Here is a 22,728-nt window from a genome sequence, read left to right as displayed (position 1 = left end):
CCAAAAAGCCCCGTCCGACAAGCAGCACCAGTCCGCGACGGATCATTCCCACAAGGCGAAATGAATGAGCACAACCGAATCTGAATCCAGCGCGACGGCAAGTCGTTCCGAAGCTGCGTCGACGCACAAGAAACGCAAACGGATTTACCTGATCCCGTATCCGAAGTTCATCTTCATGTATCCCACGTTGATCATGTCGTTGATCGCGACGGTGGTCCTGTGGGCCGGCGAATACAGCAGCGTTTCCCCGGAGCAAACGACGCCGGTCGTGGTGACCGGTTTGTTCCTGGGCGTCATGATGGCCAACCTGTTTGTGATCGTGTTCGACTTTCCCAGGGCCACCTCCCTGACGTTGGTATTCGTCATCACCACCTTCGCCCTCGGCGCCTGGATGCTGTTTCTAGTCTATCCCGACTGGTTGCCGACCTTGGGAGACTATGCCGTTCGCATCCGACCGGTCGCGAACACGATGTTCTTCTTGTGCATGAGTGTCGCGATGACTCTGATGTACATCGCCATGTTCATCAGCGCACGATTCAACTACTGGGAACTGTCCAACAACGAATTGCTGCACCACCACGGATTGCTCAGTGACCTGAAACGCTACCCGGCACCCAACCTGCGTGTGGATAAAGAGATCAATGACGTGTTTGAGTACCTGCTGCTGGGAGCCGGACGTTTGATCCTGCACCCCAGCACCGAGAAACGATCGATCGTCCTGGACAACATCCTGTTCGTCGGTCGCAAGGAAGCCGACATGACCAAGATGCTGGGGTCGATCAAGGTCAAGATCGGTGACGACAGCGGCGAACGATGATCGGCGTCGAGAGTCTTCAGCGTCGAGGATGCTCAGTGGTGTTGGCCGATCCGCGCCGCGCGGCGCCGCCCGCGGCCTCGCCGGCCCGACGCAGCGGTTCCAACATCCGGTCCAGTGCTTTGAGTGCCACCGGTGTCGGCGCCTTGGAATCGCCCCACTGTTGCCACCACTGATCGACGACCTGGCCGACGGCGGGGTCGCCCAAGCGCCACAGCCGAATTGCGTCGGCGATCGGCAGCTTGTCGGTCCGCAGAATTTCCAACTCGTGTCCGGCAGCCAGCACAACCGGGACACACCCCAGGTCCCAGGGAAGTGACGAGACGCGATGGGTGCCCGACCCAAAGTCCTCCGGCGCCGACGGTTCGCTCGGAACGCCCAGCGTGGCACTCAAATGCCGCCCGACGGCCACCCGCGTGATCCAATAGGCCAACCGAAACAATTCGCTCACCTGCGGATCGGCATCGGTCAACATCGCCTCCATCCAAACCCGGCCTTCGCTGGAATCGAATCCGCCGTCGCCACCCCGCATCGGTTGCACCAACAACACATCGATCCGCGGCGGCCACCAGTCATCCGGCGGCGCGGCCGCCCAGATTTGACCGGCCGTCTGAATCAACAAGCCCGGGCCATAGGTCTGCCAACGATCCTTCAACGGCCCCGAACGCAGTTGCAATTGTTCGCGCAGTTTCGGGAACCGTTTGGCAAACGCGATACGACATTCATCCAGTCGGCTGGCGATCGCCGGCGCGGTCTGGTCCACCTGAAGTTCACTGCACCCGGCAGCCAACAAGGCCGGTTCACAGGCGTCGCGGGCTGCCTGCTTGGCCGCCACCGCGGCGAACAGTGCCGACCAGAATCCCCGCACATCGACCGAGGCGGAAATCAAGCGGGTGTTGATCTCGGTAGTCGGCCCGACCAGCGCCGCTTCCGTTTTGGCATCCCCACACGGTCCCCCCGTCGCGACGACAAAAGCAGCATGGATGACGCTCAAGTCCACCGCCGCGTGAAATCGGACCTCGGTTTTTCGACGTGCCATTGCTCAGTTCTTGGGACTCACCTGGGTCTGAATCCACTCCTCCAACTCCTCGAAATCCACCGCCGGCAGTTCGGAGAGATCGGGGCGCAACTTCACCGCATCGTGAAGGTAGATGTGTTGGATTTCCGATTGGGCTTTGGTCGTGTTCCAGTGCAGCAGCACGCGGATGCAGCGCGGCAGCGACCTTTCGACGGTGATCTCGTAACCGCACATCAGCGGCACTTCCAGCCATCCCAACTGTCGCGCCGCCAGAGCGGGAAATTCTGCCGAAAGATCGCTGGTGACCGTGAACAAGGCGCTGGCCAGATCGGCCGTGTCGATCTCGTTTCGCCGAATCATCAATGCCAGCAACTGGCGTGTTGCCAGCAATATTTCGTCGCGATCATCGACCGGAACCGTCGTCGCACCGCGGACTCCTCGGCAAACCATCATTCGCGCTGAACCCTCATCAATCGGTACAATCTTGTTGCTTTGCTGGTGGCATTTTTGCTGCGCTGGCGGCATTGTTGCTTCGCTGGCTGCCGTTTCGGCCCGGATTCAACGGGCCGGCCGTGTGCCCGGCCGTTTCGGGATCGGGTCTTCCGCCAGGTCCGGTTTCGCCCGACTGCTCCGTGCAGCCCGTGTCGCATTCCGTTGGCGGCCGGCCGGATCGCTCCCCAAATGGCCGCGCGTCGGGTTTCCGACGACTGCCCGAACAACCGGTCCCTGGACCCGCTTGGTCTTCCGCCCTTTCAAATGCCTACTATAGGCGGTCGGCGGCCAATCCGATAACCGTGGAGGCCTGCCGATTTTGTCTGCACCGTTTTCTCCGCCGATTGCCTGCACGGTGAACAGCCGGCAGCGATTTCGCCCACGAATCGACGGTCCAATTCCAAGCCGGGCGTCGAAAGTCGCCCCTGGGCCCACGCAATCCTTCACTCACCGACGCCGGGAAATCAGCTGAATGAGCGCTAATCGATCGCGATACCAAGAACGGATCATCAAGAATTACTACCAGAACCGTGACGCCATCGGGCTGCAAAAGGCCCAGGAGGCGGTGACCGAGTTGTATCTCAGCGAAGGCAAGAAACGCGAGACGGTCTGGAAACGGCTGTGCAGCCATCTGGAGAAGGCCGGGATGTCCCCGGAACAGATCCAGCACCTGCGTCAGAGTGACGACCCGGCACTGGTCGCCGAAGCGATCGGAAAGCTTTCCTGATCGGTCAGGTTCCCGATCGGTCCGTTTTCCGAGCTATCGGCGCATCCGGCCGCGGGCTACCGACGATCCAGCTTCTCTTGGGCCCGGGCCGCTTTCAACGCCGCGGCTTCACGCGACAGTTTGAACTCGGGACCGCTGGGGAAGTACTGCACGTCATCCTGCAGGTAATACGGACTGGGCAGCGTCTGGCCGTTCATCGTGACCTGGCAACCGGTCGCGCCAACAAGGCAGGTGCCAGTCAGAAGGGCAAGTGCGGTAGCTCGTGTGATGCGTCCAGAAGTCGATTTGCGGCTCATGGCTTCATGCCTTTGGTGGATCTTCACGTATCGGGACCATCGAGGAAACAAGGGCCCGTCACAACCGGTATCGGACAGATAACCGGCAAAGATTAACTGCACCGTCCGAAAAATCGAAATCCGCCCTTCGGGACACCGTCGCAGGGAACGTTCCGCGACTTCCCGCGGGCTGACTTGGCACGCGTCAAACCGTTCCGTTCCGAGCCTGGAAAAGACGTGATTCCAAAGTTCACCCTCCCTCCGGGAGGGTCAAAGGCGAGGCTCGAGCCTTTGGGGAGGGTGGCTTAGACAACCAGCTGAAATCAATACCGCCCGACGTGCCCTCCCCGCGTCGTCGCAAGCTCCTCCGCGACCCTCCCGGAGGGAGGGTGAAGTACAGCGACACGACCTCATCTTCTGAATGCACCTCACTGTTTCACGACAACGACGTTCCACGGCTCAACTGGTGTCCACGAACGAATTCCTGGCCCGTCATTTCCCGTTTCCCCGCGGGCCGCAGACGATCGATCCGCAGCGAACCGTCTTGCGTCGCCACGGTGAATTCCTGGGGGTCGACGATTTGGCCCGGCGACAGGTCGGTCGGTTCGCAGTCGGCCGGTGAAACTTGCAAGATCGCAAGCCGCAACGGCGGTTTGTCCGGACGCACGGCCAACTGCGCGAAGGCGACCGGCCAGGGCTGCATCCCACGGACGTGGCAATCGATCTCTCGCGAAGTGCGATTCCAATCGATCGCGGCCTCCGACTTACTCAACCGAGGTGCCTTGCTGACCTTTGCCGCCTCCTGCGCCGTGCCGATGGCGGTTTGCCCATCCCATTGGCTCAGCTGGTCGATGCACTCGAGCGTCAATGCGACCCCCAAATCCGCCAGCCGCTCCTCCAACTCGCCCGCCGTCTCGTCCGACCGAATCTCGGTCACCTGCTGACCCAGCACCGGGCCCGCGTCCAGCCGCGGCGTGATGTGAATCACGCTCACGCCCGTTTCACGATCTCCGCTGAGCAATGCCCGCTGCACCGGCGCGGCGCCGCGGTAGGCAGGCAGCAGCGAGCCGTGCAAATTGATGCCGCCAAGCGTTGAGCTCTCCAACACCTCCGGTTTCAAGATGCGTCCATAGTCACACACCACCAGCAAGTCGGCGGCTTGCCGATTCAATGTCTCGACGGCGTCGACATCATTGACGTTTTCCGGATCAAAGACGGGCAACTCGCGGCCGACCGCCCACTGACGGACCGGCGCCGGGGGCGGCCCCTTGCGGCTCTTGACCGGAGGTTCGGGTTTGGTGACGACCAGGGCGACTTCGTGCCCGGCGGAACAAATGGCATCGAAGGTCGGCACCGCGAACGGGCCGGTTCCCATCAAGATGACTCGCAAAATATTCTTCCTGGACGGTGAAGGAGACGTTGGGATACGCGGATCCCGCTGCGTCGCGTCAACAGTAGCGGTCGGTCCAATCCGAAAGCCGCCGAATCAATTCTTCATCCGACGGCACCGAACCGGTCTTCTGACGGGAGCGGAAATCGATCTCCAACTCTTCCAGCCCCGGTTGCAGCTCTGACGCAGCTTCCTTGCTCATCCGATCGAAGAACAGCGTCCCATCCAGGTGGTCGTTCTCGTGCATGAAGATCCGGGCGAGAAACCCTTCCAACGTGGCTTCAAATGGGTTGCCCTGAATGTCAAAGGCACTGACGCGGACCGATTTCGGACGGATCACGTCTCCCTGCAGCCCCGGCAAGCTCAGACACCCCTCCTCGGCAGTCTCGCTGCCTTTGGGGCGTTGGATTTCGGGATTGATGATGACGAATTCTTCGCCACTGCCTTTTTCGCCGGTCGGATTGACGACGAACATCCGGATCGGCAGATCCACCTGGTTGGCCGCCAAACCGACGCCCTTGGATTCGTACATCAAGTCCAGCATCTCGTCGGCGATGCGGCGCAAATCGGCGTCCACGCGACGCACCGGCTTGCTGACGAAACGAAGCGTCGGATGCGGGTAATAAATGACTTCAAGCGGCATGGCGGAATGCAAAACGGAAGTAACTCGGACCAACCGAATAGGATGACCGATTGCGACGATCCTGTCATTCGGGGTAGCACGAATTCTGGCGTTTTGATGCCCCGCGGCGAACCTGGCAGACCGGTCAACGGACGCCCGGTCGGCGACGCGGGGGCAACCAGGGTCGTCCGCCCCCTCTCGACAGGCGGACCCGCTTGCGGCACGATCGGACGCATGAATGCACGCTCCGAATCACGGTCGAACTCCTCCCCGAAGACTCCCCCCGCAGCGGACGCATCGCCGGGGCCAAACGCAGCTGCGGGACGGCGTTTGACGGAACTGGCCGATCGCGATCCCCGCGGCGGAAAGGTCGCTCACGTGGCGGGAGCGGAGGTTTGGGATTTTGGCGTCGACACCACCGGAACACTCGCCGGCGGACTGGAATTGGCGCGGCTTTGTTTGGCCGATCTGGCCGACGTCGTGCTGGTACCGTGTGATCCCGACCGGTTGGTTTCCAACAACGCCGTGTACGTCCGCACCGACGCGCCGTTGCTGGGTTGTTTGGGATGCCAGTACGCCGGATGGCCCGTCAAAAGCGATGATTTCTTTGCGATGGGGAGCGGTCCGATGCGATTGCTCCGCGGACGCGAAGACGTGCTGCGAGAGTATGCGCTCGCGGACGCAGACGCCCGCCTCGCCTGTGGCGTCCTGGAATCGGACCAGCTGCCGACGCCCTCGGCAATCGCGGTGATGGCCGAAGAATGTGGCCTTCCGCCAGAGTCGATCCGCTTGGCCGTTGCCCCCAGCAGTTCGATCGCGGGATCCGTACAGGTCGTTTCGCGAAGCGTGGAAACCGCGATGCACAAGTTGCATTCGCTTCACTTCGACGTTGGTCGCGTGGTTTCGGCAACCGGTTGCGCTCCCTTGCCGCCGCCGGCAAAGAAAGCGGACACCGTTGGCGGGATCGGACGCACCAACGACGCGATGCTGTACGGTGCCACGGTGACGTTGTGGGTCGATTGCGAGGACCAGGACGTGGAATCGGTTTACGATCGTGTTCCCAGCAGCCAATCGCGGGACCACGGACGACCGTTCGCCCAGATTTTTGCGGACTACGACCACGACTTTTACGCGGTCGATCCCGCGTTGTTCAGTCCGGCGGTGGTCACGATGCACAACCTGCGATCCGGAAAGACGTTTTCAGCGGGCCAGGTGATGACCGACGTGTTGCGTGAGTCCTTCGGTGTATGAACGGAGCCGGCTTGAATCGACACCGGTTTCTGATGATCGGTCCGTCCGCAGGATGGCACGCCGAAGAGCTTCGCGCCGCGGCGCGACGCATGAATTGCCGGCTTCAGATCGTGCCCTACGAAGCTCTGGCCGCCAGCGTCGCGACCGGCAAGCTGCGCCTGAATGCGTCCGGATCCGGGCTTCCTGGATGTGAAGATGGCATCCGGTTGCAGGACCACGACGCGATCCTGACACGAACCATGCCGATGGCGTCGCTGGACCGTCTGACGTTTCGCCTGGCGATTCTTCACGCGCTTTCGGATCGGATCGGGGACCAACCGATCCCGGTCGTCAATCCGCCGCGAGCGTTGGAACTGGCGATCGACAAGTTTGCCACGCTGGCGCGACTGGCGGCGGCAGGCTACCCGATCCCCGAAACGCGGTTTGTGCAATCACGTTCCGCGGCGATGGCCGCATTCGACGACTTGGGCGGGGACTGCGTCGTCAAACCGGTACTTGGCGGTGAAGGGCGGGGCGTGATGCGGATCCGCGACCCACAGCTTGCCTGGACGTGTTTCTCGACCCTGGACAAACTGGAATCGGTTTTGCAGGTGCAGCGTTTCATCCCGCCAGGCGGACGTGACACGCGATTGCTGGTCATCGGCCACCGGGTGTTCGCGGTCCGGCGCGAAAACGACGAAGGATTTCGCAGCAACGTGTCGGCCGGAGCGGTCTGCCGCGCGGCTTCGGTTTCCGAGACAATGGCCGAATCCGGACGTCGAATTGCCGCCATGCTGGGGCTGGTCTATGCATCGGTCGATCTGATCGACAACGACAATGGGCCTCCCCTTTTTCTGGAGGTCAACGCGATCCCAGGCTGGAAAGGCGCCCAGAGTGTCATCGAGCCGTCGTTGGCCGAATGCATCGTCGAAACGCTGCAACGACAAACCTCCCTCATCCAGGCTTGAAGCGCCCCGCCCATGACCAGCCACGTCCGAGACGGAAACGTCGCCTCACGGCTACGCGTCGTCAGCTCGCTTGCGCCCGGAGCGATCGCGATCGCGCAACCGAGCGGGCCGCCGACCGCTGACGGCAATCGAAGTTACGCGCTGACGACCTTTCAAAGCCTGGACGACCGCAGCGAAGCCATTGCTTGCGGGCTGGTGCGTTGGGGCATCCAGCCCGGAATGCGGATCGCGATGCTGGTTCCGTTTGGCGCCCCGTTCATTGAACTGGTGTTCGCCCTGTTGAAGGCCGGCGTGGTGGTCGTCCTGATCGATCCCGGAATGGGACGAAAACATTTGTTGCGGTGCCTGGCCGAAGCCAAACCGGACGGTTTCGTCGGCATCCCCAAAGCCCAGGCGGTGCGTTCGCTGCTGCGGAACCGGTTTCCCGACGCCCGCTGGAACGTGACGGTGGGACGGCGGTACTTCTGGGGCGGCAAGACGCTGGACCAGATCCTGCAAATCGGCGAAGACGTTCCGCAAGCCAAGCGCGAAGCGTTGCTTCCGCAGATCAACCGCCCCGACCCGGCCGCGGTGATCTTCACCACCGGCAGCACCGGTCCACCCAAAGGCGTGCTGTACACCCACGCAACCTTCCACGCGCAAATTGATCGCATCCGCGAACGCTACGACATCCACCGTGGTTCTCGCGACCTGGCCTGCTTTCCGCTGTTCGGATTGTTTGATGCCGTGATGGGCGTGACCACCATCATCCCCGACATGGATCCGACGCGGCCGGCCGATGTGCACCCGGAACGGTTGATCGAAGCGGCGCGTCAGTGGGAGATCGATCAGGCGTTCGGTTCGCCGGCGCTCTGGAACACCGTCGTCCGCTGGTGCGAAGCCCAAAACATCGACCGTCCTTTCCCGACACTGCGTCGGGTCCTTTCGGCCGGGGCGCCGGTTCCCGCGGCGACTCTGGCGAAGCTTCGCCAATTGGTCGCGGAGGATGCGGAGATTTTTACTCCGTACGGTGCCACCGAAGCGCTCCCGATCGCATCGATCGAATCCCGCGAAGTGATCTCGCAAACCGGACCGGCCGCGGCCAAGGGCAAGGGCGTGTGCGTGGGAACGCGATTCGACGGCGTCCAGTGGAAAGTGATCCAAATTGATGACGGTCCAATCGAATCGATCGATCGGATCCAGGAGATGCCACGGGGAAAAATCGGCGAGCTGATCGTGACCGGCCCCATGGTCACGCGACGGTACGTCGTCCGGACAGATCAAAACCCGATGCACAAGGTCTCCGACGGAGACATCGTGTGGCATCGTATGGGTGACGTCGGATACCTGGATGCGGAGGACCGTTTCTGGTTCTGCGGGCGCAAGGCACATCGCGTCACGCGCGGTAAACGGAGCTGGTACACCGTTCCCTGCGAAGCGATCTTTAATGCGCATCCTCGCGTTTACCGATCCGCCCTGGTCGGCCGCGGCATCCCCGGTGACCAAACGCCGGTGATTCTGATCGAGCCCGTCAAGGAACATCGCCCGCAGAACAAGGCCCAGTCCGATCAACTAGCTGCAGAACTCCTGGAATTGGCATCTCGTAATCCGCTGACGCGGACGATCGAAGACATCATCATCCGCGACACGCCGTTGCCGGTCGACATCCGGCACAACAGCAAGATCTTTCGCGAACAGTTGGCCGCCGAACTGTGACGACCCCACGACGGCAGGTGAGAAACGATGAGGATTTCATTCACAGCCACCGTCTGGCGACGGTAGCTACCGGGCGAGACCGGCTAGATCACACGCCGTAGTCACGCTCGCCAGAGCGTGGTTCGCAACCAAAGCGTGAGAAACACGCGACAGCCACCGTCGGGCGACGGTAGCTACCTGGCTCGAACACGCGTCGTAACCACGCTCGCCAGAGCGTGGACGATTCGCAACGCCGCTACCCCGCTCCGCCAGCTCTTTCAGGCTGATCCGCACCACAAAAACGCTCGCCAGCGCCCGGGGTTCCCCAAACAGCCGGCAAATCGGTGTACAGTAGACGGCCGCACCGTCCCCGCCCGCGCCCGCCGATGTGACCTTTCCGCGGTTCAAAGCGGGCAGCTTGTCTCACGAACCTCCCTTCTCCCTCGTGGCATCCACCGGCACCGGATCTCCATGATCATCCCCTACAGCACCGACGCGCCGCTGTACCACTGGCCGATCGCGACGGCCAGCATCATCGTGGCAAACATCGCAATCTTTTGTGCCACGACCGTGCAGCTGATGCTGGGAAATGTCGAAGTCGAAAGCATCGAATGGCTGTTTCTGCAGTTCAACCAGATCAACCCGCTGCAATGGTTGACCTGCGCCTTCATGCATGCCGACATTTTTCACCTGTTGGGAAACATGTTCTTTCTGTTCGCCTTCGGATTGATCGTCGAGGGCAAGATCGGAACGGCCAGATTCACTGCCGTCTACTTTGCCATTTGCATGGCGATCGGGGCGATCGCGCAGATCCCGATGTTTTTCCTGGCCGGTGAAGGCAGCGTGCTGGGGGCATCGGGTGTGGTGTTTGGACTGATGGCGATCGCCATCATCTGGGCGCCGGAGAACGAATTGGAATGTTTCTATTTATTCTTCGTCGCGTTTGGAACGTTCGAGGCGAGGATCATCTCCTTCGGTGCTTTTTTCATCTTCTTGCAACTTGTCGATCTGATCCTGGGTGGATTCAGCATGTCCGGCGCGATGGGACACATGATCGGCGCCCTGGTCGGTGCTCCGATCGCATTTCACATGCTGCGCGCCGACACCGTCGATTGTGAAGGCTGGGATGTGGTGTCACGCAACGACTGGATGAAGGCGTACCCGTTTTTCTACGGCGCAAAGCAACGCCAGCGGGATTCCGAGCAGCACGAAGAGATCCATGACCCCGTGGGCACGGCACTCGCCTTGGGCGGTGGTGACGCGTCGGCAACGCGTCGCTTGGGAGTGGCGATGCCCGTCCCTGCGGCCGCCCCCGCGCCCCCGCCGGCGCGCAAATCCTCCCCCACGGTAAAGCCCGGCCGATTGAAACGCGGCTTGCGTCACAAGAAGAAATCGCAGCAAACAACGCCCGAGGAGATCTCGGCCCGCTGCCAGGCGCACCCGGAGTTCAATCGGTTGGCCTACATCCTTCGAAACAGCCTGCAGACACGGAACTTGCCGGCGGCCCAGCAAGCGTTCCTGAAAATCGACGAACTGAAAATTGCCGCGGGACTGTCCGAGAAGACACTGCTGCACTACTCCCAATCGCTGGGTGCGGCGAAGCAATGGGTCAACGCGATCCGTCCGCTGGCCGTGGTCATCGACCAGCAAGGCCCCGCCAGCGACGATGCCTGTCTGCGTCTGGCCCAAATCCAACTTCGCGTGCTTCGGCGGCCCGACCAGGCGATCCTGACGCTGGGCAAGATCCAACCGCCCGTCGATCAAGCGGCCGACGCGGCGAAACGCCAACGCCTGCAGAAGCGTGACCAACTTTTGGCGCTGGCCCAGTCGTCGTCATGAAGCCATCGGTCACGCCGCGGCGCTAAAGTCTGCTCACGCGGTCTGGCCACGTTTGGCGGTGAACCCGACCACGATGGCAATCCCGTAAACGACCAACAATCCCATGATCACGGGGAACGCCTTGGGGTCGTTGGCCTTTCCATGAATGGCGGAAACGGCTGCCGCGATCGCGCCAATCACGGCGAACAGCATCAGCACGTTCCAGACGATCATCCTGCCCCCGGTCGGCTTCTCGTCGCCCAAGATCCGCTTGCTGTTCATCATCAGGAAGAACGTCACGTAAGCGATCGGCAGCAACATCGCACCAAAGCTGCTGGCAAAGATGGCCAGCCAGAATTTGGCTTCGCTGTCCCAGACGTAGAACCAGCTGGCCCCACTGAGTCCCGCCACCAGACAGCCAATCACGAACGGCGTGGTCCCGTCAGGCTGCCCGGCCATTTCTCGGAACGCGTACCCGTTGATCAACATCAGGATCACGATCGTGGAGAACCCCATTCCGAACACGCCCAAGCCGAAGACCAGGTTGGCCAGCTTTGCACCGAGCAACGGTTGCAACGTGGTCGAAAGTTGAAACGCATCACGTTTGACCAATGACAGGGCCACTCGTTTTTCGTTCTCGTCCAATTCCGCCGCCAGCTGCAGTTTCTCATCGACGGGCATCGACTCTGCTTCCGATTCGGTCAGCTCGCTGTCAATACGCGACAACAGAATCGGCTCCACACTGGCGTAGTAGGGACTTTTCTGCATGGTCGCCAAATCGTCGCTCGCAAGTGAGGCGTCGATCTTGTTGTGCATCGATGCGGCCGCTGCGATCACCACGCAGCTGGTGACCAACACGTAGGGAATTGCCATCCCGGTGGACAAGTCGAACCTTGCCAGCCCGCGGAACGGCTTGTCCCAACCGCGTGCCAGCATCGAGTACGGCAGCAGGAACGTCATGTTGATCCCGACGGCGGTGGCGGCCGCGGCGATCATGACAGAGCGTTGCGTGCTGACCAATTGATCGGTCCAAAACGCCTGACGCGGCTCGCTCATCCCAGCCACCGCCGCGGCCATGTCCCCGGCCGGCTGATTCCATTGCGAAAAGTCGGGGATGAACCCGGCCAGGATGGCGGCAAAATCAAGTTGCCCCTTGGCAGCCAACAGGATGACCACGCCAAAGAAACAGATCACCACCATTCCGACAAGCGACTTGAGCACAACGTCGAACAGCTTCGCCGCGCGCCCCTGGCGCGTGTTCAGCAAGACGACGAAACCGGCCGCCAAAAAGAGAACCACCGTCACGGCGATCTTAGGACCCAAACCGTCGCCCAAACCGCCGCCGGTTCCGGACAGGTCCGCAAGGTTCTTGTCCAACGCGTCGTAACACAGACTGAATTGGGGCATGCACCAGATGATGTTGGCCATGGCCGTCGCAATGATCCAACCCCAGCCAAGCGCGGGATTGATCTCGCGGTTGATCGCTTCAAACGGTCGGCGTCCGGTCGACAGCGTGACGTAGCTGATCGCCGACAGCATGATGACTCCCATCGTGATCGCCATCAGTTGCAACCACAGCAGGCTGGTGCCGCCCAGCACGCCTAAAAACAGAGACCCGGCGAGTGACCCGCCACCGAGTGTGATCGCCGATTGCAACCAACCGGGGCCGGATAGCCGAACGTAGGCACCGAGTGTTTTTCCGCTGGCCTGCGCCTCGCGAAGCAACTCCCGATCCGCCTGAACTTTCTCGTTCCCCATGGAGGCGGGAACCGGCGACGAATCATTCTCGAGGGTCGACTCAGGGTGATCAGACATCGAAAGGGTGGCGGGGAAGAGAGGTGGAAGGAGGGGCAGAATCTTAGGGGCGGAATATAGTCGATCGTCCCCCGAGGATGTTACCTCCGGTGGCGTTCCTGCCTGCTTCCCCGGCCAAAAATCCTCTCGGGGTCGAGCCAATTCTTCCGGCCGGGCAAGTCGTGGCGGTCGTGTCGGAGACGACCCCCGGCAGCAGGTGGACCCTCCACCGGGGGCGGCAGCGCCGTTTTCGTCGGCCACGCCGTCGGCAGGAGGCGGTCGTCACTTCGGGAATGGGTGATCGCCCCTGTTCCCACCGTCGCGTCGATGCGGTCAGCCTTCCAGTTCGGCCAGGTAGCGTTCGGCGTCGAGGGCTGCCATGCAACCGGTTCCCGCCGAGGTGATCGCCTGGCGGTAATAATCGTCGGCCACGTCTCCGGCGGCGAACACGCCGGGGACCGACGTGATCGTGCGGAAGGCTTTCTTCCAGCGAATGTAACCCGAGTCATTCATCTCCAACGCTCCTTGCAGGAAAGCCGTGTTGGGTGTGTGGCCGATCGCCACAAACATTCCGCCGACCTGCAACTCCTTTTCCGTGTCGTCGACCGTGCTCTTGGTTTTCAGCCCCGTCACGACGTTGCCGTCACCCAGCACTTCATCAACAACGGTGTTCCAAAGCACTTCGATGTTGGGGTGGTTCAAGGCACGTTGCTGCATGACTTTGGAAGCCCGCATTTCGTCGCGTCGGATCAACATGTGGATCGTCGCGGCGCCCTTCAAGTTGGCCAGGTAAACGGCTTCCTCGACGGCCGAATCCCCACCGCCGACGACTGCCAGCGGCTTGCCGCGGTACAGCGGCAAGGCTCCGTCACAGACGGCACAGGCGCTGACGCCCTTGTTCTTGTACTCCTCTTCGCTGGGCAATCCCAGGTAGTTCGCACGCGCCCCCGTGGCGACGATGACCGTTTTCGCCCGCGCGACGTCGCCTTCGCTGGTGGTCAACTCGTACGGGCGGTTACTGAAGTCGACGCTGACGATGTCCTGGCCGATCACGCGGGTTCCAAAGTTGATCGCCTGCTGCTTCATCAGTTCCATCAGCTCCACCCCCTGGACGGCGTAATGCGGTTGGCCGTCCTTTTCGTGGCCCTGGGGCGCCGGGGGGAGGTTCCAATGACGGTCCTTGTCGACCGCCGATTCGACAAAGGCGCGAACGTTCCCCGCCGGAAAACCGGCGTAGTTTTCGACTTCGGTGGTGAACGCCAATTGGCCCAGCGGAATCATCTCCGGTTTGACCGTTCCCTCGTAGACGACCGGATTCAGGTTGGCGCGTGCCGCGTAGATGGCGGCTGACCAGCCGGCCGGACCACTGCCAATGATGACGGTCTTTTCGATCTCGTTGCTCACGGTGCCAGGACTCCTTGCTGGTCGCAGATCCTCAGGAAGACTGCAAAATCTCGGATAAATTGGATTAGAACGGCGGGATTATAGGAGCCGGACAGCGGGTGTTCCAAGCGGTCGAGCCGACGGCACCCCCGATCCGCCGGACCGCCCGTTTGACGGAGATGTCCAAAGGCCCCAGGGATGGAGTAAGATTCGGATTCACCCCGCGCTTCCCGTCGCGTCAAATCCGACGCCCCTCTCCATCGCCCCACATCGCACATGAGCACTCTGGCTGTCGCCGTCCTGTCCATGGTCGGATTCCTTGTTGCCTATCACACCTACGGTCGTTGGCTGGCAAAGAAACTGTTCGGCTTGACGGACGATTACCTGATGCCAAGCGAGGAATGCCACGACGGCGTCGATTTCGTCCCCACGCGAAAATCAATCGTCTTTGGGCATCATTTCACCAGCATTGCCGGGACCGGTCCCATTGTCGGGCCGGCTCTGGCCGTCTTTTGGGGTTGGCTTCCGGCGCTGCTGTGGGTGGTCTTCGGTTCGATCTTGATCGGCGGGGTGCACGACCTGTCCGCCCTGGTGATTTCGATCCGCAACAAGGGCCAGACGGTGGGGCAGGCGGCCGGGCGTTTGATCTCGCCGCGGGCCAAGCTGCTGTTTCTGCTGGTCTTGTTTTTGGCATTGTCGGTGGTGTTGGCCGTCTTTGGACTGGTCATCGCCAGCATCTTTGCGATCTATCCGGAATCGGTGCTCAGCGTCTGGATTGCGATGCCGATCGCCGTCGTGATCGGCTATCGGGTGTATCACGGCGGCGGCAGCATCCTGGTGCCCAGCATGCTGGGGCTCGCCGCGTTGTACTTGGCGGTCTACGTGGGCGCTTATTACTTGCCGGTCGATTTGAAGCCCTGGTTGCCCGCCGAGAGCGAATTCTGGACTCCCACGGTGGTCTGGACGATCGTCCTGTTGATCTACGCCTTCGTGGCGTCGGTGCTGCCGGTCTGGCTGCTGCTTCAACCGCGTGACTACATCAACAGCCTGCAACTGTTTGTCGCGCTGGCGCTGCTGGTGGTCGGACTGGGAATCGCATCAGTGTCGGGTCGCGCCGACCTGGGCAACTCGGCTCCCGCGATTGCCAGCGAAGTGCCGGCCGATGCCCCCAGCATGTTCCCGTTTTTGTTCATCACCATTGCCTGTGGCGCCTGCAGTGGTTTCCATTGTCTGGTCAGTAGCGGAACGACCAGCAAACAACTGCAAAAAGCCAGCGATGCGCAGGCGGTCGGCTACGGCAGCATGTTGCTCGAAGGCATGCTGGCAGTGCTGGTCATCCTGGCCTGTTCGGCCGGAGTCGGGATGGGGCCCCTGAATCGCAGCGTGGTCAGTGTCGGTGAAGGAGCCGCCGCGACGAGTGTGGTGGACATCCAGCGCGGCCAGGAAACGGGCCGCACCGCGTGGCGGCAGTACTATCGGACCGGTGCCGATGGGTCGCCCGACGCCGGTTGGAAGAAACAGAACCTGGCGAAAAAGTTGCGGGCGTTCGTCGACGGCGGAGCCAACTTTCTGAGCACCTTGGGTATTTCCATCCGACTGTCGATCGCAATCATGGCGGTGCTGGTCGCTTGCTTTGCGGCCACGACGTTGGACACCGCAACCCGTTTGCAGCGTTACGTGATCAGCGAGCTGGCGCTGTCGATGAACGCCAAACCCGTGGCCAACAAGTACGTTGCCACAACGATCGCCGTGGGTGTGGGGCTGGCCATCGCGATCTTCGCCGGGGACAGTCCCGGAACGGGCGGCTTGGTGCTCTGGCCCCTGTTCGGGGCGACCAATCAACTGCTGGCCGGACTGGCGTTGATGGTGGCGTTGGTCTTTTTGGCCCGCCGCAGTAAACCGTTGGCCGCCGTGATGTTGCCGATGTTTGTGATGTTGTTGATGCCAGCCTGGGCGATCACGTACGACCTGATCTACAACTGGATCCCGGACGGCAACCTGGTCCTCAGCGCGTTCGGAATGACCATCCTGGGCTTGCAAGCCTGGATGGTGGTCGAAGGCATCCTGGTTTGGAAGGGCTGTCAGGGCGTGTTGGAAAAGCCGGCGGAATTGGACGCTCAACCGCCGACCTTCCAGGATCAGGCGGCGGTCAACGTTTAACGTGGACCGGTCCCGATCGAGAGAAGAGTCAATTCGCCGACTTGCAGTCGCCACGTTCGCCAGAGCGTGGAATGAATTCGGGTTAGCTGCAGTAGCCACGTTCGCCAGAGCGTGGATTGAACCGTCGCCAGCCACCGTCTGGCGACGGTAGCTACGTCAATCCTCCAGCTGCAGTCGCCACGCTCGCCAGAGCGTGGACCGAACCCGGAGCCAGCCACCGTCGGGCGACGGTAGCTACGCCAATGCGCCAGCTGCAGTAGCCACGCTCGCCAGAGCGTGGATTGAACCCGGATCCAGCCACCGTCGGGCGACGGTAGCTACGTTGATTCGCCAACTGCAAGCCTGGGCCCGACCGAGCAGGGGCGATCGGCCCACCCCCTCTCCCTTTGGCAATCTGGGATAAAACGGGGCCGACGCCGGAATTCTGCCGAAATCCGGAGCGACCGAACGGAGTCGCCGACGCATCCGGAGAGAACCTAGTCTAAAATTGAGACGCTGCGTAGACTTGAACATCGGTCTGCGATGGTTGGAGTTCGCGGCGGGGCACTCCCGGCGGACGCATCCCGCTTTTCCAAAGTTCCCCCCGACAAACTCACTCGCCAAACTCAGGCGCATCGTGGAGCGTGGAGTCGGCGATTTCGATTGATCACGAAATCGACCGACGCTTTCGACGACGGAATTCGAAAGTCGCTTCGCTCGCGGATCTTGCAGACCGATTCGCCTCCATTCCTTACGCTGTGAACGAATCATGGTCGCGTACCTCGCGGTCCAATCGGGCCCTGAAAAAGGTCGTCATTTTCCGCTGGACCCTGACCGTCCGATGCACATCGGTCGTGGTTCGACGTGCGAGATCATGCTCTCCGATCCGGTTTGCAGCCGGTTTCACGCGGTGATTTTTTTCGACGAAGACGCCTGGCAGATTCGCGACACCGACAGCCGCAACGGGACGCTCGTCAACGGACAAAAGATTGACACGGCTCAGCTTCATGACCAAGCCTTGCTGACCGTCGGAGCCACGGAACTGCGATTCGTCAGCGCCTCGGCCGACAGCATCGAATTGGACGACGCGTTTCAAACGATCGTCCAGGACATTGCAATGCGGGTCGACGGCAAGGCCTATGACTCGGTGCACGGGGTCGCCAAGGTCGGCTACCTGTTTGACCTCTATTCGCTCAGCCTGTCGTTGCTTCGACTGGAAAACCCGGACGAAGTCATCGACACCGTCCTGGCTTTGTTGCGACAGCGCACGGCCGCCGACGTGGTGGGAGTTTCCTTTGATCCCGGCGACGGCCGCCAGCGGCCCCATCGCGTCGACCCGCCAGAGCAGGGCGAAAAGATTCGTCTGAGCCGTCCGCTGTTGCGACGGGTGATGAGCGACGACGAAGCGATCTGGGTGAACGACACCCGTCCGCGGGAGCAAGACGATTCGGACAAGCTGCCCGACGCCTCAAAGTGGTCCGACGCCATCTACGTCCCCTTGGATACACGCGAAACCACCCTGGGCGTGTTGCACCTGTATCGCAATCAGCCTTCGTTCAACGAAAACGACTTTGAGTTTGCCGTCGCGGCGGCGCAACTGCTGGCGGTCGGTCTGGACCGGGCGATGAAGCATGACTCGTTGCGCGTCCAGGCCAAACAGCTTGCCACGCGAAATGCCGACACGGAAGAGCTGATCGGAGAGAGCCCGGTGATGCTGCGTTTGAAGGAGAAGATCGCCCGGATCGCCAACGCCAATGGCAGCGTCTTGATCCGCGGTGAGAGCGGTTGCGGCAAGGAACTGGTGGCCCGCGCGGTGCACCGGAGCAGCAAGCGGAAGATGCGGCCAATGTTGACGGTCAACTGTGCGGCAATCCCATCGGAATTGATTGAGAGTCAGCTGTTCGGGCATAAGAAAGGCTCGTTCACCGGAGCCGACGCGGATCACGAAGGCTGGTTCCAACAAGCCCATACGGGCACGTTGTTTCTGGACGAAATTGGCGAATTGACGCTGGAAGGCCAGGCGAAGTTGTTGCGGATTCTGGAAGGCCACCCGTTCTTGCCGGTCGGAGGCAGCCGTGAAGTCAGTGTCGACGTGCGCGTGATCGCCGCAACCAACCGCGATCTAGCGGAATTTGTGCGTGAGAAACGCTTTCGCGAAGACTTGTTCTACCGGCTCAGTGTGTTCGAATTGGTCCTCCCACCGCTGCGAGATCGCGGTGACGACCTGGACCTGCTGATCGACCATTTTCTGGATCACTTTCGCCGACAGCACGGTCGCAACCAGCTGACACTGTCCTCGGCGGCTCGCAACCGGTTGCAGGACTACATGTGGCCGGGCAACGTGCGTCAATTGCGCAACGTGATCGACAGCGCCGTCGTGATGGCCGACGACGAAGAGATTCAACCCGATGACCTGGGCCTGCGCGACGCGGGGCTCAGCCGGCTGGACACGCTGCGGATCGATGAATGGGAGAAACGCCTGATCAAAAAGGCAATCCGCCGCACCGGTGGGAATGTTCCCGAAGCGGCAACGCTGCTGGGAATCAGCCGAGCGACCGCGTATCGCAAGATCACCGAGTATGAGATCGAACGTTAAATGAGTTCGCCGCCCCTGGCCATTCTTTCCGCGCCGGGCTCGCGTGGGGACGTCAACCCGATGATCGCGATCGGCGTCCAGCTGCGGGAACTGGGATATGACGTGGCGATCTCGCTGGCCGAACCCTACGCGGCGTTGGCGCGAGACGCCGGCCTGGACCCTCATCCGCTGATCGATCGGGAAACCTTTGACGAACTCTTGTCCGATCCGGCGTTCTGGAAACTGGCCCGAGGAATGTACCGGGTCATTCGGGGCATCGTGGCCGACTACCTGCCGCTGCATTTCCAGAAGATCCAAGAACTGCATCGACCGGGAAACACGGTCCTGGTTTCCCATCCGCTGGACTTTGCCTCACGGATTTTTCGCGACTTGGATCCGACCACGCCGCTGGTGGATGTCCACCTGGCACCGTTGATGCTGAGGGTTCCTGAACAGCCGGCGCACCTGACGCCGTGGCGATTGGAGCCCACGCGTCTTCGCAGCACGTTCAAACTGGCGTATTGGCTGGGTGACGCGTTGTTCCTGGATCCGTTGATGACCGGACCGATCAACCGGATCCGAAGAGCAAACCGATTGCCGCCGGTGCGACGGATCATGCATGACTGGTGGCTTTCACCCGACCGGATTCTGGCAATGTATCCAGGCTGGTTCGCACCCCAGACCGAAGGGGCGCTGAAACAACTACGGCACGTGGGATTTCCGTTGGACGATGGTGCCGGCGAAGCATTCACGCCGCCGACCGATCGGCCCGTCGTTTTTACAACCGGAACGGCCAACCGACACAGCCGCGAATTCTTCCAGCGGGCCGCCTCGCAGTGTTCGCGACAGAACATTCCGGGATTGCTGTTGAGCAGTCACTCGGAATGTTTTCCGGCGGAGTTGCCACCCGGCGTCCGCGGGCTCGGCTACGTCCCGCTTTCCCAACTGTTGCCCCACTGTCGAGCGATCCTGCACCACGGAGGCATCGGCACGACGTCCCAATCGCTCCGGGCCGGGATCCCACAGATCATTCGCCCGATGGCGTTTGATCAATTCGACAATGCCGTTCGGGTCGAGCGTCTCGGATGCGGCCGGACGTTGCGGCGCGACCGTGATCTAGGCGAGTTGCTGCAGCAAGTGCTCGCCGATTCGCAGATCGCAGTCTCCGCCCGCGAAGTCGCCGGGCGTTTCGCTGGCCCCTCCGGAGCCACCCGAGCCGCGCAGGAGATCCACGCCGTCATGAACGGCAGAACCGTCAAAGTTTGACTCCGTTTGGTTGACTTTGCCGGATACACGGATGATCGGGGTGCGAAACGGATGCCAGCAGGTCCAGTTTTGTCGGTCGCGACGACGATAGGTGATCCAGCGAATTCACCTTTCGGCGGGATCACGCGGCATTTGACACGGCCACGGGGTCTTTGCATCCATCCGCGGCAAAACTGATGACGATCCAGAACGAGTCCCCCAAGCAATTGAAGCGTCGACGGCTCCGCGAACTCGTGACGGCACTGGCCGTGGCAATCACCGTTCCGGCGACGACAGGATGCCGCGTCTGGGATCACCTGGGCCCGGGGCCGCACGATACGACCGAGTCGTATCACCGCAACGTTGACATGGCGATCGAGTACCCCGAAGTGGCCCAATGCGCCACGCCGGTGACGGCGGCGGCCGAAACGGCGGCGGAGCCTCGCGCGTTGGTCGATCCGGCGACGTTGCCGACGCTGGAATTGACGCTGAACGACGCGGTGGCGATGGCCATGCAAAACAGTCCGGTCATTCGCCGGATTTCCGGCACTGTCAATTCGGTAGGAGGAGCCGCGACGGTCTACGATCCGTCCCTGATCGCTACCAGCCAACAGGGAACTGAAGCCGCGCTAGCCGCTTACGACGCGCAGTTCAACCAGTCGCTGAATTGGTTCACGACGGACCGTCCCAACAACATCCAAACCGGCGGTCTGGGCGGGGCCTTCACGCCGCGGGTGACCGTCGGAACCGCCGCAGCATTTCAGGCCGAGTTGCGAAAGCGGACGGCCACTGGAGCGAGCTTCGCGCTACGCCACGTCGTGGACTACGATCGAAACAACCGTCCATTCCGCCAATTCAGCAGCGATTTCAATGGTTGGGTCGAAGCCGAATGGCGACAACCGATCTTGCGTGGAGCGGGCCTGCAGTACAACCGCATTGTCGGCAACGCGACCGCTCCGGGACAATACAACGGCGTCATGGTCGCCCGGATCAATGAAGACACGGCGTTGGCGGATTTTGAATCCGACGTGATCGCTCTGGTCTCGGACGTCGAACAAGCTTACTGGGACCTGTGGACCGCATATCGGCTGCTGGAAGCGAATGTCAAAGGCCGCGAATCGGCATTGAAGACGTTTCAGTACCAGCGGGCACGTCTGGAGGTCGGGGCGGGTCGCCAGGATGAAGAAGCCCAAGCCCAGTCGCAGTTCTATCAGTTCCAAGCCAGTGTGCAGGCGCGGCTGGCCAGCGAAGACGGCTTGTATGCGCGCGAACAGCGTCTGCGGTACTTGCTGGGACTGCCGGCAACCGACGACAAGCTGATCAAACCGACGACCGACCCGATCGACACCAAAGTTGTCTACGATTGGAACTCGGCGCTGGCCCAGGCACTTGACCGTCGGGTCGAAATCCGCCGACAGCGTTTTCAAGTCAAGCGCCGCGAGTTGGAACTATACGCTGCTCGGCTGAACAAACGCCCGCAATTGGATCTGGTCAGCCTGTATCGCTATCGCGGGCTCGGTAACAACTTGTTTGGGGACACCGACGACGGACCGTTGAACGGTTTGTACTCCTCGATCACCGATGGAGACTATCAGGAATGGCAGGCCGGATTCGAGTTCTCCTTGCCGGTGGGGCTTCGCCGTGCCAGCGCGGCCGTCGCCAACGCGCGGCTTCAGGTCAACCGTGAACGCGCCGTCCTTGCTGAAACCGAATTGGCCATCAGCCACGACCTGTCCGACGCCGTGCGGAGTCTGGAATTGACGTTCCAACTGGTAGAAACGAACTACAACCGCTACCAATCGGACCTGCGACAGTCCTCGGTACTTGAACGCCGCTACCTGGACGGACTGGATAACATCAACTTCCTGTTGCAAGCCCAACGGCAGGTCGTCGTCAGCGAAAGCGACTTTTACCGCTCGCTGGCAAACTACAACCTGGCGATTCGCGAATTGCATCGCGAAAAGGGTTCGTTGCTGGCGTACAACCAGGTCCAATTGGCCGAAGGCGCCTGGGCTCCAGGAGCCCAAATGGACGCCTACGAGAAAGGCCTGTTCCTGGCACCGCGACTGCATCCCGAGGACGTCACGATCCCGGCCCCGATCACGCGTCAAAGCTTCGACCCGTCGGCGATCCAATCCACCGGTGGTGTGCCCGCGGACGGAGCGTCCATGCAATCGGGTCCGATCGAAACGCTGCCGGCAGATTCGGGACTCCTGGAATCATCGCCGGTGGAGATCCTGCCCGGTGCCAAGCAGCTTTCCGACGAGGTGCCTGCCGAACCGGGCCGGCGCGTGGGTGGACCGTTCGAAATGCCCGCCGATGGCGGCCGCATCAACCAGGACGGAATCCTGGAACCTCCGACAACCGCCGAATGAGGTCGGGGATGGCTCCGGCGACCGTGGTGACGTCAACGTGGTGTTGTTCAGCTCGTGGTTCAGCGGCTCTGCATTTGTGGGTCAGTTCCGCAGAAGTCCATCGAGCGATCCATGTCAGGCGTTCTCTGGTTCACCCTCCCGCTAGGAGGTCGTACAGCTTTCCGAGCCGGGAAGAGACGTGCTTTTCTT

16 protein-coding genes and 1 pseudogene are annotated in these 22,728 nt (G+C 61.5%); 10 read left to right on the top strand and 7 right to left on the bottom strand.

Annotated elements, in window-relative coordinates:
* Positions 1-64 precede the first annotated feature (64 nt).
* Positions 65-817 (top strand): hypothetical protein, encoded by a 753-nt coding sequence (locus FYK55_RS22700; RefSeq protein WP_150078917.1) that lies wholly within the window; start codon positions 65-67, stop codon positions 815-817.
* A gap of 16 nt (positions 818-833) precedes the next feature.
* Here the strand turns inward: FYK55_RS22700 and FYK55_RS22695 are convergent, their stop codons facing one another.
* Both FYK55_RS22695 and aroH read right to left on the bottom strand, forming a co-directional pair.
* Complete coding sequence (locus FYK55_RS22695) at positions 834-1,853, bottom strand: hypothetical protein (RefSeq protein WP_150078916.1); 1,020 nt, start codon at positions 1,851-1,853, stop codon at positions 834-836.
* Positions 1,854-1,856: 3 nt separating this feature from the next.
* Positions 1,857-2,285 carry a chorismate mutase gene (gene aroH, locus FYK55_RS22690; protein ID WP_150078915.1) on the bottom strand — a complete coding sequence of 143 codons (429 nt, stop codon included), beginning with the start codon at positions 2,283-2,285 and terminating at the stop codon, positions 1,857-1,859.
* A gap of 511 nt (positions 2,286-2,796) precedes the next feature.
* On the opposite strand from aroH, the gene FYK55_RS22685 reads away from it, so the two are divergent.
* Complete coding sequence (locus FYK55_RS22685; protein WP_150078914.1) at positions 2,797-3,051, top strand: hypothetical protein; 255 nt, start codon at positions 2,797-2,799, stop codon at positions 3,049-3,051.
* Between the two features lie 56 nt (positions 3,052-3,107).
* On the opposite strand, the gene FYK55_RS22680 is transcribed toward FYK55_RS22685, so the two are convergent.
* The 3 genes from FYK55_RS22680 to def all read right to left on the bottom strand — a co-directional run bounded on the left by FYK55_RS22680 (position 3,108) and on the right by def (position 5,359).
* Positions 3,108-3,347, bottom strand: coding sequence for a hypothetical protein (locus FYK55_RS22680; protein ID WP_150078913.1), 240 nt, complete (start codon positions 3,345-3,347; stop codon positions 3,108-3,110).
* A gap of 415 nt (positions 3,348-3,762) precedes the next feature.
* Positions 3,763-4,716, bottom strand: coding sequence for a methionyl-tRNA formyltransferase (gene fmt, locus FYK55_RS22675; protein WP_261344963.1), 954 nt, complete (start codon positions 4,714-4,716; stop codon positions 3,763-3,765).
* A gap of 58 nt (positions 4,717-4,774) precedes the next feature.
* Positions 4,775-5,359: a peptide deformylase gene (def, locus tag FYK55_RS22670; RefSeq protein ID WP_150078911.1), complete on the bottom strand. Its 585-nt coding sequence runs from the start codon at positions 5,357-5,359 to the stop codon at positions 4,775-4,777.
* A 230-nt stretch (positions 5,360-5,589) separates the two neighbouring features.
* Here def and mch point away from each other — a divergent pair.
* From mch to FYK55_RS22650, 4 genes and pseudogenes are all read left to right on the top strand, one after another.
* Positions 5,590-6,589, top strand: a pseudogene (mch, locus tag FYK55_RS22665) (methenyltetrahydromethanopterin cyclohydrolase).
* Between the two features lie 11 nt (positions 6,590-6,600).
* Positions 6,601-7,536, top strand: coding sequence for an ATP-grasp domain-containing protein (locus tag FYK55_RS22660; protein WP_161604690.1), 936 nt, complete (start codon positions 6,601-6,603; stop codon positions 7,534-7,536).
* Between the two features lie 12 nt (positions 7,537-7,548).
* Positions 7,549-9,231, top strand: a complete 1,683-nt coding sequence (locus FYK55_RS22655; protein WP_150078908.1) for a fatty acid CoA ligase family protein — start codon at positions 7,549-7,551, stop codon at positions 9,229-9,231.
* A gap of 450 nt (positions 9,232-9,681) precedes the next feature.
* Positions 9,682-11,049: a rhomboid family intramembrane serine protease gene (locus FYK55_RS22650; RefSeq protein ID WP_150078907.1), complete on the top strand. Its 1,368-nt coding sequence runs from the start codon at positions 9,682-9,684 to the stop codon at positions 11,047-11,049.
* Positions 11,050-11,082: 33 nt separating this feature from the next.
* On the opposite strand, the gene FYK55_RS22645 is transcribed toward FYK55_RS22650, so the two are convergent.
* Positions 11,083-12,843, bottom strand: coding sequence for a divalent metal cation transporter (locus tag FYK55_RS22645; protein WP_150078906.1), 1,761 nt, complete (start codon positions 12,841-12,843; stop codon positions 11,083-11,085).
* Positions 12,844-13,155: 312 nt separating this feature from the next.
* The gene (locus FYK55_RS22640; RefSeq protein ID WP_201743784.1) at positions 13,156-14,226 is read right to left on the bottom strand and encodes an NAD(P)/FAD-dependent oxidoreductase; all 1,071 of its coding nucleotides are present in this window, start codon (positions 14,224-14,226) and stop codon (positions 13,156-13,158) included.
* Positions 14,227-14,481: 255 nt separating this feature from the next.
* On the opposite strand from FYK55_RS22640, the gene FYK55_RS22635 reads away from it, so the two are divergent.
* From FYK55_RS22635 to FYK55_RS22620, 4 genes are all read left to right on the top strand, one after another.
* Positions 14,482-16,365 (top strand): carbon starvation CstA family protein, encoded by a 1,884-nt coding sequence (locus tag FYK55_RS22635; RefSeq protein WP_150078904.1) that lies wholly within the window; start codon positions 14,482-14,484, stop codon positions 16,363-16,365.
* 748 nt (positions 16,366-17,113) lie between these two features.
* Complete coding sequence (locus FYK55_RS22630; protein WP_150078903.1) at positions 17,114-18,940, top strand: sigma 54-interacting transcriptional regulator; 1,827 nt, start codon at positions 17,114-17,116, stop codon at positions 18,938-18,940.
* The gene (locus FYK55_RS22625; RefSeq protein WP_150078902.1) at positions 18,941-20,185 is read left to right on the top strand and encodes a glycosyltransferase; all 1,245 of its coding nucleotides are present in this window, start codon (positions 18,941-18,943) and stop codon (positions 20,183-20,185) included.
* A 176-nt stretch (positions 20,186-20,361) separates the two neighbouring features.
* Positions 20,362-22,539 (top strand): TolC family protein, encoded by a 2,178-nt coding sequence (locus FYK55_RS22620; protein ID WP_150078901.1) that lies wholly within the window; start codon positions 20,362-20,364, stop codon positions 22,537-22,539.
* The last annotated feature ends 189 nt before the right edge of the window (positions 22,540-22,728 follow it).

This window comes from Roseiconus nitratireducens, assembly GCF_008629675.1.
In the GTDB taxonomy this organism is placed as follows: domain Bacteria; phylum Planctomycetota; class Planctomycetia; order Pirellulales; family Pirellulaceae; genus Stieleria; species Stieleria nitratireducens.
The sequence above is the reverse complement of the archived record's forward strand: the minus strand, read 5'-3'. Positions and strand labels throughout refer to the sequence as shown.